This is a genomic window from Roseateles sp. GW821-FHT09H11 (assembly GCF_059415845.1).
This window is the reverse complement of the sequence record NZ_JBWKOA010000005.1, coordinates 1-15,313: the sequence shown is the minus strand read 5'-3', so window position 1 is coordinate 15,313 and position 15,313 is coordinate 1. Positions and strand designations below refer to the sequence as shown.

Annotated in this window: 14 protein-coding genes and 2 tRNA genes; 5 read left to right on the top strand and 11 right to left on the bottom strand. The window is 67.7% G+C overall.

Annotated features, from left to right (window positions below; all coding sequences use genetic code 11):
• From AC07PR_RS16965 to AC07PR_RS16940, 6 genes are all read right to left on the bottom strand, one after another.
• The gene (locus tag AC07PR_RS16965) at window positions 1–618 is read right to left on the bottom strand and encodes a 50S ribosomal protein L25/general stress protein Ctc (RefSeq protein WP_377160706.1); all 618 of its coding nucleotides are present in this window, start codon (window positions 616–618) and stop codon (window positions 1–3) included.
• A 120-nt stretch (window positions 619–738) separates the two neighbouring features.
• Window positions 739–1,701: a ribose-phosphate pyrophosphokinase gene (locus AC07PR_RS16960; RefSeq protein ID WP_377160709.1), complete on the bottom strand. Its 963-nt coding sequence runs from the start codon at window positions 1,699–1,701 to the stop codon at window positions 739–741.
• Between the two features lie 67 nt (window positions 1,702–1,768).
• Window positions 1,769–1,845 (bottom strand) — tRNA-Gln (locus tag AC07PR_RS16955).
• 38 nt (window positions 1,846–1,883) lie between these two features.
• Window positions 1,884–2,954 (bottom strand): 4-(cytidine 5'-diphospho)-2-C-methyl-D-erythritol kinase, encoded by a 1,071-nt coding sequence (gene ispE / locus AC07PR_RS16950; protein ID WP_495135975.1) that lies wholly within the window; start codon window positions 2,952–2,954, stop codon window positions 1,884–1,886.
• A 38-nt stretch (window positions 2,955–2,992) separates the two neighbouring features.
• Window positions 2,993–3,544 carry an outer membrane lipoprotein LolB gene (locus AC07PR_RS16945; RefSeq protein ID WP_495135974.1) on the bottom strand — a complete coding sequence of 184 codons (552 nt, stop codon included), beginning with the start codon at window positions 3,542–3,544 and terminating at the stop codon, window positions 2,993–2,995.
• Window positions 3,545–3,573: 29 nt separating this feature from the next.
• Window positions 3,574–5,400 carry a tetratricopeptide repeat protein gene (locus AC07PR_RS16940; RefSeq protein ID WP_483107655.1) on the bottom strand — a complete coding sequence of 609 codons (1,827 nt, stop codon included), beginning with the start codon at window positions 5,398–5,400 and terminating at the stop codon, window positions 3,574–3,576.
• A 99-nt stretch (window positions 5,401–5,499) separates the two neighbouring features.
• Here AC07PR_RS16940 and mutM point away from each other — a divergent pair, with 99 nt between their 5' ends.
• Window positions 5,500–6,351: a bifunctional DNA-formamidopyrimidine glycosylase/DNA-(apurinic or apyrimidinic site) lyase gene (gene mutM, locus AC07PR_RS16935; RefSeq protein ID WP_495135973.1), complete on the top strand. Its 852-nt coding sequence runs from the start codon at window positions 5,500–5,502 to the stop codon at window positions 6,349–6,351.
• A gap of 29 nt (window positions 6,352–6,380) precedes the next feature.
• Window positions 6,381–7,469: an A/G-specific adenine glycosylase gene (mutY, locus tag AC07PR_RS16930; RefSeq protein WP_495135972.1), complete on the top strand. Its 1,089-nt coding sequence runs from the start codon at window positions 6,381–6,383 to the stop codon at window positions 7,467–7,469.
• Window positions 7,470–7,485: 16 nt separating this feature from the next.
• Here the strand turns inward: mutY and AC07PR_RS16925 are convergent, their stop codons facing one another.
• Window positions 7,486–8,676 carry a hypothetical protein gene (locus tag AC07PR_RS16925; protein WP_495135971.1) on the bottom strand — a complete coding sequence of 397 codons (1,191 nt, stop codon included), beginning with the start codon at window positions 8,674–8,676 and terminating at the stop codon, window positions 7,486–7,488.
• Window positions 8,677–8,940: 264 nt separating this feature from the next.
• Here AC07PR_RS16925 and AC07PR_RS16920 point away from each other — a divergent pair, with 264 nt between their 5' ends.
• Entirely contained in the window at window positions 8,941–9,288 is a 348-nt protein-coding gene (locus AC07PR_RS16920; protein ID WP_377160724.1) for a hypothetical protein, read from the top strand.
• 63 nt (window positions 9,289–9,351) lie between these two features.
• On the opposite strand, the gene rapZ is transcribed toward AC07PR_RS16920, so the two are convergent.
• The 3 genes from rapZ to AC07PR_RS16905 are packed head-to-tail and all read right to left on the bottom strand — an operon-like array spanning window position 9,352 to window position 12,877.
• Window positions 9,352–10,263, bottom strand: a complete 912-nt coding sequence (gene rapZ / locus AC07PR_RS16915; RefSeq protein WP_483109287.1) for an RNase adapter RapZ — start codon at window positions 10,261–10,263, stop codon at window positions 9,352–9,354.
• A 20-nt stretch (window positions 10,264–10,283) separates the two neighbouring features.
• Window positions 10,284–12,002: a DNA repair protein RecN gene (gene recN, locus AC07PR_RS16910; RefSeq protein ID WP_495135970.1), complete on the bottom strand. Its 1,719-nt coding sequence runs from the start codon at window positions 12,000–12,002 to the stop codon at window positions 10,284–10,286.
• On the bottom strand, window positions 12,002–12,877 hold the full coding sequence (locus AC07PR_RS16905) for an NAD kinase (protein ID WP_483107650.1): 876 nt from the start codon (window positions 12,875–12,877) through the stop codon (window positions 12,002–12,004). Before AC07PR_RS16905 ends, recN begins: the two co-directional genes overlap by 1 nt.
• Window positions 12,878–12,958: 81 nt before the next feature.
• On the opposite strand from AC07PR_RS16905, the gene hrcA reads away from it, so the two are divergent.
• Entirely contained in the window at window positions 12,959–13,975 is a 1,017-nt protein-coding gene (gene hrcA / locus AC07PR_RS16900; protein ID WP_377161764.1) for a heat-inducible transcriptional repressor HrcA, read from the top strand.
• Window positions 13,976–14,086: 111 nt separating this feature from the next.
• Window positions 14,087–14,163, top strand: a tRNA-Ile gene (locus tag AC07PR_RS16895).
• A 91-nt stretch (window positions 14,164–14,254) separates the two neighbouring features.
• On the opposite strand, the gene AC07PR_RS16890 is transcribed toward AC07PR_RS16895, so the two are convergent.
• The coding region (locus AC07PR_RS16890) for a hypothetical protein (protein ID WP_495135969.1) at window positions 14,255–15,313 on the bottom strand (1,059 nt) is incomplete at its 5' end.

The window sequence follows — 15,313 nt, the reverse complement described above, 5'->3', positions numbered from 1 at the left end:
TTACTTCTTCTTCTTTTTCTTGTCGTCGGCCGGGGCAGCTGCCACGACGATGACTTCTTCCGCCGCGGCCGGGACCGGGGTCGCGACCACCGGGTTCGGCTTGCCGTGCGTGACGATCTTGATGTGATCGGCCAGCTTCAGGTCGTTCACGTGGATCGAGTGACCCATCGTCAGACCGCTCAGGTCGACTTCGATGAACTCGGGCAGCTGTTGCGCCAGGCAGGTGATTTCCAGCTGGGTCAGCACGTGGTTCACGGTGCCCTTGTCGGTCTTGACGGCCGGCGACTCGGCTTCACCGACGAAGTGCAGCGGCACCTTCTTGGTGATCTTGGTCGTGGCGTCGACGCGCTGGAAGTCGACGTGCAGCACTTGCTGCTTGTACGGGTGCATCTGGAAGTCACGCAGCAGCACTTGCGTGGTCTTGCCTTCCACTTCCATGTCGAGGATGGAGCTGTGGAAAGCTTCCTTCTTCATGGCGTGGAACAGCGCGTTGTGATCCAGCTCGATGACGGCCGGCTCGCCAGCACCGTAAACGATGCCCGGAACCTTGCCAGCGTGGCGCAGGCGGCGGCTCGCTCCGGTCCCCTGCAGCTTGCGCTCAAAAGCGACGAATTTCATATCAATCTCCAAGAATGGACGGAGCGCCAGGATTGACGCTCCGGATGAAGGCCCCGCGACCAGGCGCCTTCGCGAAACGGCCGCGGTCCTTGCGAACAGCGGCCGGAACTCAGGATGCGATCAGAAGTTGTTGTTCTGCTCGCTGAAGAGGGAGGTCACCGATTCACCGTCCGAAATGCGGCGGATGGTCTCGGCGAACAGGAAGGCCACCGACAGCTGGCGGATCTTGCCGCAGGCCTTGGCGGTCTCCGACAGCGGAATCGTGTTGGTGATGACGACTTCGTCCAGCAGCGAACCCGCGATGCGCTCGATGGCCGGGCCCGACAGGATCGGGTGCGTGCAGTAGGCGAAGACGCTCTTGGCGCCGCGTTCCTTCAGCACTTCCGCGGCCTTCACCAGCGTGCCGGCCGTGTCGATCATGTCGTCCATGATCACGCAGTTGCGGCCGTCGATCTCGCCGATGACGTGCATCACCTCGGAGACGTTGGCCGACGGACGGCGCTTGTCGATGATCGCCAGGTCGCAGCCCAGCTGCTTGGCCAGCGCACGGGCGCGGACCACGCCGCCCACGTCGGGGCTGACCACCACCAGGTCCGCGTAGTTGCGGGCCTTCAGGTCCGACAGCAGCACCGGCGAGGCGTAGATGTTGTCGACCGGGATGTCGAAGAAGCCCTGGATCTGGTCCGCGTGCAGGTCCATCGTCAGGACGCGCTCGACGCCGACGGTCTCCAGCAGGTTGGCCACGACCTTGGCCGAGATCGGCACGCGCGTCGATCTCGGGCGGCGATCCTGGCGTGCATAACCGAAGTAGGGAATCACGGCGGTGATGCGGCGCGCGCTGGCGCGCTTCATCGCATCGACCATGATCAGCAGCTCCATCAGGTTCTCGTTCGTCGGCGCGCAGGTGGGCTGGACGATGAACACGTCGCGGGCGCGGACGTTCTGCTGGATTTCAACAGCCACCTCACCATCGGAAAATCGACCGACCACGGCCTTTCCGAGCTCGAGGCCCAGATGCGTGGCGATTTCTTTGGAGAGGGTCGGGTTTGCGTTACCCGTGAAGAGGACGGTATTGAGCAGCACAGCGGGCCATCCTTAGACTTATGGCCCGGTGGCCAACCCAGCGGGTCCCGGATTGAAACTGAAAATTTGGCAGGGGAGGAAGGACTCGAACCCTCGCATGTCGGAATCAAAATCCGATGCCTTGACCAACTTGGCGACTCCCCTACACCGGACACTGTTCGTGGAACAGCACCCTACAACCTTCAATCTTCGGCCCAGCCCCGCAAAGGGTGAACCGACAGACTGCGACACATTTTTCCGACCCAACCGTCCGGGAGTTTTTCGAACTCACCTTCCGGTGTCGCCTTGAGATTGCTCTCCAGGCCGGAAACTGCATCTATCTTTTCCGCTGCTGTCTGCATTGCATTCAGCGAGGGTCGAACTATAGCAAAAACTGCACTGCCTGAACCCGTCATACGAGAATTTTCGTAGCGGGTCTGCAACCATTCAAGCGCCTTCGATACTTCGTGGCTCGCAGCTTCTGCGGGAGGTTGCAGATCATTTCTGCCCCATCCTTCAAACAACTGCCCAACGAGTATTTCCGACGTTTGGTGATCGCCGGCAATATTGCCTTTGCGTCCACCCCAGCTATTGGTTTCGTCGCTTCGGGAATCTGTTGCCAGAACCCCTTCGCTTCGTCTGCCGTTCGCTGCAGGAAAGCCCGCTACTATAGCCACGCTTTCAGACCTTTGCAACAGCGGGCTGGAAAAAATGTCCTTGGTGGCGATGCTCGCCCCGGGCTTGACCACCGCGAGCCGCAGCTCCGGTACCTCCAGCGGGGTGAGCACCTCGCCGATGCCTTCGACGAAGGCGTTCCGCCCCCCGACGAAGAACGGCACGTCCGCGCCCAGCGTCAGCGCGATCGGCAGCAGGCGCTCGCGCGACCAGTTCAAGCCCCACAACCGGTTGAGCGCCAGCAGCGTGCTGGCCGCGTCCGACGAGCCCCCGCCCATGCCCGCACCCGAGGGCAGGCGCTTCTCGATGTGGATGTCCGCGCCGAAGGTGCAGCCGCTGGCTTGCCGCAGCGCGCGTGCGGCGCGCAGGCACAGGTCGTCCGGCGGCAGAGAGTCGCCCTGGTCGTGGCGATGCAGCGCGCCGTCGTCGCGGCGCTCGAAGTGCAGCGTGTCGGCCCAGTCGATCAGCACGAACAGCGATTGCAGCAGGTGATAGCCGTCCGGCCGCTTGCCCACCACGTGCAGGAAGAGGTTGAGCTTGGCCGGCGCCGGCACGTCGTAGAGCGCCTTGAGCGGCGCCGCGGAGGGGGAGGAGATCATGGACGTCGTGGACGTGGGGACGGGGTGGCCAGAGGGAGTCAGGGCGACGCCGGCGCGTCGAGTTTCAGGCGCAGCGTGGCCAGCGGTTCCGGCCCGTTCGGATTGAGGCGCTGGGCGGAGATCAATTGATTGTCGAAGCGCCGCAGGTCGACCTGCCAGCCGAGCTGCTGGAAGCCCGACTCGCCGGCGGCCCGCGACGGCGCCTGCGGCCACGGCCGTCCGCGCAGCCAGTCGAACAGCGCCTGCAGCGGCAGCGTCTCGCCGAGCAGCTCCTGCGTCAGCGCGTCGATGTCGTCATAGGCGCGGTCGCCGTCCGGTGTCTTGACCCAGGCCGAGCCCGGCTGCCACGACACGCGCGCCACCAGGCTGCCCATGGGGGTGCTCATCTCGAGCTGGCCACGGCGCGGATCGCCGAGCAGCTCGAAGTTGGCGTTGACGTTCTGTCCGCGCTGGCCGGCGGCACCGGCCGGGACGATCAGTCCGAACTTGCCGGTCAGGCGCGGCGCATCGGCCAGCGCCGCGGCGTCCGTGCCCGATGCCTTGGGCACCGAGCTGCAACCGGCGAGCGCGACCCCGGCGAGCGCCGCCATCGCGCTCGCGCTGAACTGCCGCCGCCGCATCAAGGACGGACCTGCAGTCGCTGCATCGCCGACTGCAGCGCTTCATTGCGCGGATCGCGGCGGGCGGCGTCGGCGAAGACACGGCGCGCCTCGTCCTGCTGACCGGCGGCCCAGAGCACCTCGCCCAGATGGGCGGCGATCTCCGCATCCGGACGCGAGCCGTAGGCCTGGCGCAGCAGCCGCTCGGCCTCGCCGAGCCGGCCCAGTCTGAACTCCACCCAGCCCATGCTGTCGACGATGAAGGGCTCGCCCGGCGCGAAGCTCAGCGCCTTCGAGATCAGGTCGCGCGCCTCCTGCAGCCGCTCGTTGCGATCGGCCAGCGAGTAGCCCAGCGCGTTGTACGCGTGGTAGTGCTGGGGCTTGAGCTGGATCACCTTCTGCAGCAGCGCTTCCATCTCCTGCGCGCGGCCGAGCTTCTCGGCCATCATCGACTGCTCGTAGAGCAGGTCGGCGTCCTCGGGGGCGTCCTTGATCGCGGTGCCGAGCAGGTCATAGGCGGCCTGCCACTGCTTGTTGTCGCGCAGCAGCTGCGACTCGGCCAGCGTGCGGGCACGGCGATCCTGCTCGCGGTCGGCGGGCAGTTGATGCAGCAGCTTGCGGCCTTCCTCGAGCTTGCCCTGGCGCGCCAGCAGCGAGGCGCGGCGATAGGCGATGTCGAGGTTGCCCGGCGCCGCCTCGATCGCGGCCAGCCGCTTCTCGGCGGTCTTGAAGTCGCCGCGCATCTCGGCGGCTTGCGCCAGCAACAACTGACCCTGCTGCTTCGCTTCACGGTCCGCCTTGTCCAGGCCGGCGGCGGCGATCGCGCGCTCGGCCAGCGACGAGACGTCCGGCTTGTCGACCAGCTTCATGTAGCGCTGCAACGCGTCCTCGGCGGCGTCGGGATGCTGCAGGTCCAGCTCCAGCGAGCCCAGCGCCAGCCAATGGCCGGGCTCGTCGGGCGACTGCTGCGTCAGCGTACGGAACTCGCGGGCCGCGTCGCCGGGGCGCTGCGCGCGGGCCAGCGCGCGGGCGTAGGCCAGGCGCAGCGACTGCTTGTCCGGCTTGGCCTGCAGCTCGGCGGTGATCAGCGCCTCGGCCTCGGGGCGGCGGGGCAGCAGCTCCAGCGCCATCAGCAGCGGTTCCTCGCGGTCCGGGAAGTCCTTGGCGGCGGCGCGGACGTGGATCAGCGCGGTCTCGTAGCGGTCGGCCTTCTTGGCGAATTCCGCCAGCACCAGCAGCGAGGCGAAACGGGTCTCGGGCCTCGCGGCGGTCTCGCGCAGCATCGGCTCGAAGGCTTCCTGGATGCGCACCGGTTCCGGGTTGCGCTGGAACAGCGCCGGCAGCGCGGCGATCAGCGGGCCGCGACCGTCGGCCGGCGTCATCGCGAGCAGCGAGCGCAGCACCGGCGGGATCTCGGCCGGGCGGTTCAGCAGCGCGAGCAGCTGGATCTGCGTGCGGTGCGCCTCGACCGAGGTCGGGATCGCCTCGCGCCAGGCGCGGGCGGCGATGACGGCCTGGTCGCCGGCGCGCGACTGCAGCGCGATCTGGACGACGCGGCGGAAGAGCTCCTCGTCGCCGCTGCGCCGGGCGGCGTCGAGCAGCACCTGGAAGGCGACGCCGGGTTCGCCGCCCTGGAGTTCCATCTCGCCGATCAGCAGCTGATAGAACATCGGCGCGTCGAGGTCGGAATTGACCACGGGCGCGGAGGCGGCGGAGGCGGGCGCGTCCGCGGCCGCCGGGGCGGGAGACGGATCGGACTGGGGCGACGGCGAGATCTGGGCGTGGGCGGCGCAGCTCAGGGCGAGGGCGGCGGAGAGCCACCAGCGGTGGCGCACAAGGGCGGGCATGACGTGACTCCTGAACTGGGCGGGAAGGCTCGCGGGGCAAACCGGGGGCCGCGGACCATTCTAGGGACCCCGGAACCAGGTCGCGCCTATGATCCCGGGATGCCCGAGTTACCGGAAGTTGAAGTTACACGACGAAGTTTTGCGCCGGCCATCGCCGGGGCGCGCGTGCTGGATGTCCGGCTGGGAAAACCGCTGCGCTGGCCGCTGGGTGTCGCGGCCGAACGGCTGGTCGGACGGCGCGTCGGCGAGACGACGCGGCGCGGCAAGTACCTGTGGCTGCCGCTGGTGCCGACCGCCGAGCAGCCGGGCCATCCGGAGGAGGACGGCGGCGGGCTGCTGATGCACCTGGGCATGTCGGGCTCGCTGGCGTTCCGCGAGCAGCCGCCCCCGGCGGGGCCGCACGATCATTTCGAACTGGTCACCGACCGCGGTGTGCTGCGGCTGACCGATCCGCGGCGTTTCGGCGCCGTCGTGTGGTCGGACGGGCTGGATGTGGAACCGGCCGCGAAGCTGCTGTCCCGCATCGGGCTGGAGCCCTTCGACATCGAATTCCACGGTCCCTATCTGCATGCAGGCTTCCGCGGCCGGCGCGTCGCGGTGAAGCAGGCGATCCTGGCGGGCGACGTGGTCGTCGGCGCGGGCAACATCTATGCGTGCGAGGCGCTGTTCATGGCCGGCGTCGATCCGCGCGCGCCGGCGGGCAAGCTCAGCAAGCCGCGCGCGGAGAAGCTGGCGGGCGCGCTGCGGCAGGTGCTCGGCGAGGCGCTCGAAGCCGGCGGCAGCACGCTGCGCGACTTCAAGGACGCGCACGGCGTGGCGGGCAGCTTCCAGATGCAGGCGCGTGTCTACGGACGCGAGGGCGAACCTTGCCGCGTCTGCGGCACGCTGATCCGGCGCATCGTGCAGGGGCAGCGGTCGACGTTCTTCTGTCCAAGTTGCCAGAAGCGATGAGCCCCAAACCGCGAGCCGAGCCGCCAGCCTTGAGAGACCTGACCCTTCCGCCGACCTCCCCGATGACCGACGACGAACTGGACGCCCGCGTCGAGGCGGTGCGCGGCGATTTCGCGCCGCGGCTGCTGGCCTGGCAGCGCCGCGACGGCCGCCATGACCTGCCCTGGCAGAACACGCGCGATCCGTACCGCGTGTGGCTCTCGGAGATCATGCTGCAGCAGACGCAGGTGACGACGGTGCTGGGCTACTACCGGCGCTTCCTGGAGCGCTTCCCCGACGTGGCCGCGCTGGCCGCCGCGCCCAACGACGAGGTGATGGCCGCCTGGGCCGGACTGGGCTACTACAGCCGCGCGCGCAACCTGCACAAGTGCGCGCAGGCGGTGGTGGCGCTGCATGGCGGCGCGTTCCCGCGCAGCGCGGCGGTGCTGGCGGAGCTGCCCGGCATCGGCCGGTCGACGGCGGCGGCGATCTCGTCGTTCTGCTTCGACGAGCGGGTCGCCATCCTGGACGGCAACGTGAAGCGCGTGCTCGGCCGTCTGCTGGCCTTCGACGGCGACATGGCCTCGGCGGCGCAGGAGAAGCGGCTGTGGCGCCAGGCGGAGCTGCTGCTGCCGACGTCGCCCGCGGACATGCCGGCCTACACGCAAGGGATGATGGACCTGGGCGCGAGCCTGTGTTCGACGCGCAGCCCGCAATGCCTGCTGTGCCCGGTGGCCTCGCTGTGCGCGGGGCTGGCGGAGGGCGATCCCACGCGGTACCCGATCAAGACGAAGAAGCTCAAGCGCGGCCAGCGGGAGAACTGGTGGCTGTGGGTGGAGCACGAGGGCCGCATCTGGCTGCAGCAGCGGCCGGCGGAGGGCGTCTGGGGCGGCTTGTGGACGCTGCCCCTCTTCGATGACGAAGCCGCGTTGACCGCGCAGAGCGCGGCATTGGGCGTCGCGGCGCCGGAGACGCTGCCGCGGGTGAAGCATGTGCTGACGCACTTCGACTGGCTGCTGCACCCGCGTCGCGCGCTGCTCACGCGCGAGACGCGGCCCGCGGGCGACGGCGTGTGGGTCGCGCGCGAGCGGTTGGCGGAGTACGCGCTGCCGGCGCCGCTGAAGAAGCTGCTGGACTAGGGCAGCGCCGCGGGACTCACGCGGCGCGTCCCTCGCGGTCCGGACCGGCGACGGGCGGCCAGGGGCGCTGCTGGAACTTGAAGTTCCGCATGTCTTCGCCGCGCTCGTCGAGGGCGGCATTGAATGCCGTCAGCTGCGAGCGGATCTTGGCGATCGCCTGTTGAGCGACGGCCTCGGGCTTGCTGCTCCTGGCCAGGGCGCGCAGTGCGGCCGCCTCGGTCCGTCGCGCTGCCTTCAGGATCGGGTTCAGGGTGCTACTGACCCACGCCGTGCGGTCCTGCCACTGCGCCACCGACTGCGGATCGGGCACGCCGGGCTTGAAACCGAAGAGGCTCACGCGGAGTTCCGCCCCCGAGAGGTCATCGTCCAGCAGCGACAGCTCCTCGCGCAGCGGCGCCTGGGCCTCCTTGCGCCGCGCCATCTCGGCGAGCTTCGCCTCTTTCATCCGCTGGGGCGACAGGTGCTGGACCAAGGCGTTCCGCGCCGACTGCGCGGTATGGGCCACACGCGACAGTGCGCCGCGCAGCAGCGTGGCGGGGGAGACCGTGCGCCGTGCGGCGCTCGGGATCGGTTCGGGATGCGGCGTCTCGGGGAGTGCGTCGTCCGGGTGGATGACCTTCTTGAGTTGGAGGATGCCGCGCAGACTGGCGGTCTGCCCCGTGATCGTCGTCACGTCGTCGTGCAGGGCCTGCGCGCGGCCGGCCATGAGGTTGTCGCGACCCGCATCGATCGCCGAAGCAATGCGCTTGGCGGTCGCGCGAAACTCCGCGAAGCGGGGTTCGGAAATGCCATACCGGTGGCCGCCCCCGGCGATGCGATCCAGCGCCGTGCTCAGCCGGGAGAGTTCCCGCTGGTCGTACGCGAAGGCGTCGAGGTGGGCCGCGACCTGATGCAGTCCTTGCGGCAACTGGTTGATGTCGCGGTCGAGCTCGTACAACTGGGTGGCGCTCGCCCGGGAATTGCCAAGGAACTCGTTCGCCCGCCGCGACAGCGTCTGCGTTTGCGCGCGCAGCGAGTTGTCCGCGCCCGGCCACTGTCGCGCGACCGTGTTGAGCCACACCGCCCGCTGCTTCACCCTGTCCTCGATGCCGGGATTGTTCTTCGGGCTGAAATTCGTCTCGATGTCGAGCGCCGCCAGCGCTTCGTCGATGGCATCGTCGGTGTGGAGGTCGGTGCGGGCGCTGGGGTGTTCGGAAATGGTCGTCATGCTGATCTTCCTGCGGACATTGCGTGCAAGGAGAGTCAGTCGTCTGATAACCGATCAGGTTCCCGGGTGGCACCTGCCGCTGTCGCGCGACGTCCGGCCGGTGCCCGCGGAGACGCCGGTGGTCAGGCGTCTCCGGCTCGGTGGCCGCGGGCGCCTCCGGGGTTCCGCGCGTTACCGGCGGGCGCTGCTCCGTTATGCTCGCGCGGATCACGGACGGGGGGCCAGGGCGGCTCCGCATCCGCTTCCACCGCATCCAGGGACACCATGTCGAACGACGTCAAGCCGGGCCGGGCCGCGGCCATCAAGAGCGCATTGGAATCGGCCTTCATCGCGCTGCTCGCCAGCGGGGTGTGCCTGTGGTTCCTGATCAGCGAGACCCAGGTGGCCGGCGAGGGCGATCCGGCCAAGCTGACCATGCTCGGCATGGGGCTCTTCGCGGGCTTGTGCGCGCACTTCGCGTACATGGGCATCGCGGTCAAGCGCGCGGAGCGCGGCGTGGTGCTCTGGATGATCCTGATGCTGGTGCTGATGCCCTTCGCGTCGGTCGTGCTGGGCATCCTGCTGTTCAACCAGGTGCAGGAGATCGAGCACCAGGCGGTCGAGCAAAGCTGAACGCCGCGGGGGCGACCCCGTCCGCGCCTGGCGCGCCTGCCGTGCGCGCAAGCCCGCGTCGGCTCAGCGCGCGTCGAGTTCCCGATGCCGCTTCAACACCTGCCCGTGGAAGGCGAACTGCTTGGCCAGCGTCTCGACGAGGTAGACCGAGCGGTGCTGCCCGCCGGTGCAGCCGATGGCGACGGTCAGGTAGCTGCGCTGGTCCTGCGCGAAGTTCGGCAGCCACTGCGCGATGAAGGCGCCGATCTGGCTGAGCATCAGCCGGACCTCGGGCTGGCTCTCCAGGTAGGCCGCGACGGGTTCGTCGCGGCCGGTGAGCGGACGCAGCTCGCGGTCGTAATACGGGTTGGGCAGCACGCGGACGTCGAAGACGAAGTCCGCGTCGCTGGGCACGCCGTGCTTGAACGCGAAGGACTCGAACACCAGCGTCAGCGATGAACCGCTCACATGCACCAGGTCGCGCAGCCAGCCGCGCAGCTGCGCGGGGCGGAGCTGGCTGCTGTCGATGACGGTGGACTCCATGCGCAGCGGCGTCAGCAGCTCGCGCTCGAGCGCGATCGCTTCCTGCAGCGCGCGGTGCGTGTCGCCGTCGTCGCGCGCGTCGTAACGCGCGCGCAGCGGGTGCGGGCGGCGCGTCTCGGAGAAGCGGCGCAGCAGCGTGTCGTCGTCGGCGTCCAGGAAGATCGCGCGCAGCGAGACGCCTTCCTGGCGCATTTCCTTGATGTGCAGCAGCAGCTGCGGCAGCGAGCCGGCGCTGCGCACGTCCACCGCGATCGCGACACGGCGCCAGCCGCGCTGGCGTTCCAGGTCGAGGAACTGCGGCAGCAGCTCGGGCGGCAGGTTGTCGACGCAGAAGAAGCCGGCGTCCTCGAGCGCGTGCATCGCGATCGACTTGCCGCCGCCGGACATGCCGGTGACGAGCACGACCTCGCCGCGGGGCGAGGTGGCGGTGGGGGTGGCGAGGGCCGGGGGCACCGGAGCGGTATGGGGCGCGCTCACGGCTTCACCTTTCTGTTGGAGGGCTTGCCGGCCGGGTCGGCGGGACCGCCCTTGGCGGACAGCTCCAGCATTTCCTGCGCATGGGCGAGCGAGGTCGACGACAGCCGTTCGCCGCCGAGCATGCGGGCGATCTCGGCGGTGCGGGCCTCGCCGGCGATGGGGCGGACGTCGGAGTTGGTCTTGCCGTCCTTGAGTGCCTTGGCGACGAGGAAGTGATGATCCGCGCAGGCGGCGACCTGCGGCAGATGGGTGACGGCGAGGACCTGCGCGCGCTGGCCGAGCTGCTTCATCAGCCGGCCGACGGTCTCCGCGACCGCGCCGCCGACGCCGGCGTCGATCTCATCGAAGATCAGCGTGCCGGCGCCGCTGTTCTGCTGGCTGGTCGTGACGGCGATGGCCAGCGCGATGCGCGACAGCTCGCCGCCGGAGGCGACCTTGGCCAGCGGGCGCGGCGTGCTGCCGGCGTGGCCGGCGACGAGGAACTCGGCGGACTCCAGCCCGAAGCTCTGCGGCTCGTCCTGCGGCAGCAGCGCGACCTCGAAGCGGCCGCCGGACATGCCCAGCTGCTGCATCGCCTGCGAGACGGCGTCGGACAGCGTCGGCGCCGCCTTGGCGCGCGCGGTGCTGACGGTCCTGGCTTCCTTCTGATACCGCTTCAACGCGGCGGCCTGCTTGGCCTGCAGCGCGTCGAGGTCGGTGGCGGCGTCGAGCTGCGCGAGCTCGGCCTTCCATTCCTCGAGCAGCGCGGCCAGCTCGGCCGGCTGACGGCGGTAGCGGCGCGCGAGCGTGACCCAGGCGGACACGCGTTCGTCGAGCTGCTGCAGCCGGTCGGGGTCGAGGTCCGCGGCGTTCAGATAAGAGCTGAGGCTGTGCGCGGCGTCCTGCAGCTGCGCCTGCGCGCCGAGCAGCGCGCTGACGGTGTCCTGCAGGCCGGCGTCGTAGACGAGCACGTCCTGCAGCGCGGAGAGCGCCTCGTCGGTCAGCGATTCGGCGTTGATCTCGGCCTCGGCGATGCGTTCGAGCGCGCCGCGGGCGGCGTCCATCAGCGACTGCGCATGCGACAGGCGCTGGTGTTCCGCGTTCAGCTCGTCCCACTCGTCCGCGCCGGGCGCGAGGCGGCCGAGCTCGCCGATCTGCCAGCTCAGGCGCTCGTGCTCGCGGGCGAGGTCGGCCTGCTTGGATTGCGCGGCGGACAGCGCCTCGGTGGCCTGGCGCCACTCGGTGAAGGCGGCGGCCATCGGCCTGGTCTCGATCTGGGCGAAGCTGTCCAGCAGCTCGCGCACGCTCACGGGGCGGGTCAGGCCTTGCCAGGCGTGCTGGCCGTGGATGTCGAGCAGGTGTTCGGCGAGTTCGCGCAGCTGGGCGACGGTGGCGGTGCCGCCGTTGATCCATGCGCGGCTCTTGCCTTGGGCGTCGATCACGCGGCGCAGGAGCAGCGTGTCGTCGGCGCCGTCGACGGCGGAGTCGAAGCCGGCTTCCTCGAGCCAGGGGGCGAGGACGGCGGGGCGGTCGAACTCGGCGGAGATTTCGGCGCGGGTGGCGCCTTCGCGGACGACGGCGGCGTCGCCGCGGGAGCCGAGGGCGAGCTGGAGGGCGTCGATCAGGATGGACTTGCCGGCGCCGGTTTCACCGGTGAGGGCGGAGAAGCCGGCGGCGAAGTCGAGTTCGAGCGCCGGGACGATCACGAAGTCCTTGAGGGCGAGGCGGCGCAGCATCAGGTGGTGCCTTCGTTCCAGCGGAGTTTGCGGCGCAGGGTGGCGTAGTAGGACCAGCCGCTGGGGTGGAGGAAGGGGGCGCGGTGCTGGGAGCGGCGCACGGTGATGCAGTCGCCGTGGAGCAGGGAGGCGAGGGATTGCATGTCGAAGTTCACCGACGCGTCGCGGCCGGCGACGATGGTGAGGCGGACCTCGCCGTTGTCGGGCAGCACGATGGGGCGGTTGGAGAGGGCGTGGGAGGCGATGGGTAGGAGGACCCAGCCGGCGATGCCGGGGTGGAGGATGGGTCCGCCGGCGGAGAGTGCGTAGGCGGTGGAGCCGGTGGGCGTGCCGACGATGACGCCGTCGGCGCGCATGTTGGCGACGAACTCGTCGCCGACGTCCACGCGCAGTTCGACCATGGCGGCGGTGGCGCCGCGGGAGACGACGACGTCGTTGAGGGCGACGCCGGAGAAGATCTGTTCGCCGTCGCGGATCACGGCGCCTTCGAGGAGGGAGCGGTGTTCGATCTCGAAGTCGCCGGCGAGGATGGGGGCGAGGGCGTCCTTGAACTGGTCGGCGGAGATGTCGGTGATGAAGCCGAGGCGTCCCTGGTTGATGCCGACGAGGGGGAGGTTGTAGCGGGCGACCTGGCGGGCGAAGCCGAGCATGGTGCCGTCGCCGCCGACGACGATGGCCAGGTCGCACTGGGCGCCGAGTTCGGCGTGGGACAGGCCGGGGAGGGCGGTGATGCCGGTGCTGTCGGCGGTGGCCTGTTCGAGGGAAACATCCAATCCCTGGGAGGCGACAAAATCGGCAATCTCTTCCAGGATGGGCCGGATGCCCCGCGACTGGGGTTTTCCGACGATGGCCACATGGCGGAAGCGCTTGGACATGGCGGGAATTACACCACAGCGAACTGCTGGGACCGGGGGTATGCGGGGGGTGGCGCCGCCGGCTTCTTTAGAATGAAAAACATGCTCGACGATCGCGCGAAGACACTGCTGAAGGCTCTGGTGGAGCGGTACATCGCCGACGGTTCGCCGGTGGGGTCGCGCACCTTGTCGAAGGCGTCGGGGCTGGAGCTGAGCCCGGCGACGATCCGCAACGTGATGGCGGACCTGGAGGAGCTGGGGCTGATCGCGAGCCCGCACACCAGCGCGGGGCGGATTCCGACGGCGCGGGGGTACCGGCTGTTCGTGGACACCTTGCTGACGGCCAAGCCGGGCATGCCGCGCGAGGGGGTGGGGTCGTTCGAGAGCCAGTTGTTGCCTGATCAACCGCAGAAGGTGATCGCGAGCGCGGCGCATCTGCTGAGCAGCCTGTCGAGTTTCGTGGGGGTGGTGACGTCGCCGCGGAAGACGGCGGTGTTCCACCACATCGAGTTCCTGCGTCTGGGGGATCGACGGGTGCTGGTGATCATGGTGTCGCCGGACGGGGATGTGCAGAACCGGCTGGTGTTCACGGCGCAAGACCTGACCCAGTCCGACCTGACGGAGGCGAGCAACCGGCTCAACGCGCACTACGCGGGGCTGAGCCTGGACGTGGTGCGGGACCGCCTGAGGTCCGAGGTGGATCAACTGCGCGGGGAGATCGCCAAGCTGATGAGCGCGGCGGTGGACGTCGGGCAGCAGGGGGTGACGGAGCACGAGCCGATGATCATCTCGGGGGAGAGGAACCTGCTGACGGTGCAGGACTTCAGCCACGACATGGGGAGCCTGCGGCGGATGTTCGACATGTTCGAGCAGAAGACGCAGCTGATGCGGCTGCTGGATGTGTCCAGCCGCGCGGAAGGCGTGCGGATCTACATCGGCGGGGAGAGCCAGGTCGTGCCTGTTGAAGAGCTGTCGATCGTCTCCGCGCCGTACGAGGTGGACGGCGAGGTGGTGGGCACGCTCGGCGTCATCGGCCCGACGCGCATGGCCTACGACCGCATGATCGAGATCGTCGACATCACGTCGAGGATGGTGAGCAACGCGCTGTCGCAGAAGTAGCCGCGCTTCGCGGCTCGTCGGGCCGGCCCCCAAGCATGCTTACAATCCGCCGCTCCGGTGCAACGCCGGAACCAACGAGCCCGCCAGGGTTCGTATATGCGATTACCCCGGGGGCCGTTAGCTCAGTTGGTTAGAGCAGAGGACTCATAATCCTTTGGTCACAGGTTCAAGTCCTGTACGGCCTACCAATATCATTGTCACGGTGGACAGGGCCGCCGGGCTAAGCGTCAATCTTTGCGACTTAGTTCGCCGTTCCGGCGCCTACCATGCGTATTTTGGTCAAACGGCTGAAATGACGCGGTTTTTGAAGTACATCCCCAGACCTGGTCTGAACAAAAAGGCCCCCACGCGCTGTAGCAGATTCAGGGCATATTCTGGTCTCAACTGCGCAACAACTATGGCTTCACGTGTCGAGGTGCTTAGCTTTCCATCTTCTTCGCTCGTAATAAAAACGCGAAGCTGGGAAGCGCCTTGGAAACGACCAAGATCGTCTGCAAACATTTGTTCCCATTCCGGATTTCTCCCGCCAAGTGACCCTTCGGGATAAATGGAATAGGCTTCAGTATTGCCTTCGTGACTTAGGAAGACAAAGTTATTTGTAGATGCGCTCTTGGTGGCTTCATCTTTATCGATCTTCCAGAGTCGGAATGCAATAAATGGAATGGCATTTCCCAGTCGCTTGTTCCATCCAGAAGTCTTTTGCCCGGGCACCAAATCGCAGGCGGGAGAAAGACAGATCCAATAATCGTCCCCGATTCTGAAAGCATGACCCGTAGTAAGGTGGCCACGGTCAAAGCGTTTGGTGCTAATAAATCGATTGTAGTTCAGGATCGTTGAGGGGAGTTGAAGATCGCTGTGTTTCAAGCCGCAGCGGTCAAATACTTCCTGCTGGTTAGCCTCTCTAAAAGCAGCGCGAACCTTCTTACTGAACTCGACAAGATTATCGCGAATATGGTCTCCAAGTGCGTCCCAATGTCGCTGCACTGCAGACATTACTGCGGAACCTTCGTCCGCCGGAGCGGTGGCCAAGAAGTCGCTTAGCCAGGCCGCTTGAACATCTCGATCAGACAATACTGCGTTCTGTGCCCGCGCGCCCTCTTCGTCAATGCAAGTCCGCATACGAGCAAGCAGTAGATTGTGCGGAGAAGGATATGAATCGAGCAACGCTTCGGTAAGAATCGATTCAAACTCTTTCGGCTGATTTTTCTTCGCTACCACGATAGCAAATAGGCGATCAGCTCTTAGCCATTGTGCGGATGAGTGTTGATTCCCGCGCGATCCTGACCCACCGTTTCCATCCAATCTTGACCCACACTTGTTCGAGCCACTGAGGCTCAG